The sequence below is a fragment of the Streptomyces longispororuber genome (assembly GCF_014656095.1).
In the GTDB taxonomy this organism is placed as follows: domain Bacteria; phylum Actinomycetota; class Actinomycetes; order Streptomycetales; family Streptomycetaceae; genus Streptomyces; species Streptomyces longispororuber.
This window is the reverse complement of sequence record NZ_BNBT01000342.1, coordinates 1-625: the sequence shown is the minus strand read 5'-3', so window position 1 is coordinate 625 and position 625 is coordinate 1. Positions and strand designations below refer to the sequence as shown.

The following is a 625-nucleotide window of genomic DNA, read 5'->3' as shown; positions in this document are numbered from 1 at the left end:
CCGCCCCGGCCTTCTCGGCGGCCTCGGCCGCGGCCCGCTCGCGCTCGGCGGCCCGCTCGGCGGCCACGGCGGCGTCGACGGCCGCCGCGAGATCGGCGAGGGTCTCGTGCTGGTACAGCATGAACAGCGACAGCGGCAGCTTCTCCTGCTGGGCCGCGGCGACCACCTTGATCACCAGGATGGAGTGGCCGCCCCGCGCGAAGAAGCTGTCGTGCCTGCCGACCCGCTCCACCCCGAGGACCCGCTCCCAGACGGCCGCGAGCCGGATCTCCGTCTCCGTCACCGGGGCGGTGAACTCCGCCTCGGTGACGGCCTCGGACGGGTCGGGCAGAGCGCGCCGGTCGACCTTGCCGTTGGCGTTCAGCGGCAGCGCGTCGAGCACCGTGAAGGCGGCCGGGACCATGTACTCGGGCAGGTCGCGCCCGCAGTGCGCGGCCAGCTCGGCCGGCGTCGGCGCGGCCGTCCCCTCCGGCGCCACCACGTACGCGGCGAGGCGCGTGTCTCCCGGGGCGTGCTCGTGCCCCAGGACGACGGCCTCCCGTACGCCGGGGTGGGTGAGGAGGGTGGTCTCGATGTCGCCGGTCTCGATGCGGTAGCCGCGGATCTTGACCTGGTGGTCGGTGCG

Annotated in this window: 1 protein-coding gene; it reads right to left on the bottom strand. The window is 75.2% G+C overall.

Translation table 11 applies throughout. The features are described 5' to 3' along the window. Nucleotides 1–625, bottom strand: a 625-nt coding sequence (locus IE330_RS38545) for an AMP-binding enzyme (RefSeq protein WP_229926240.1), incomplete at both ends; no start/stop codon positions are given.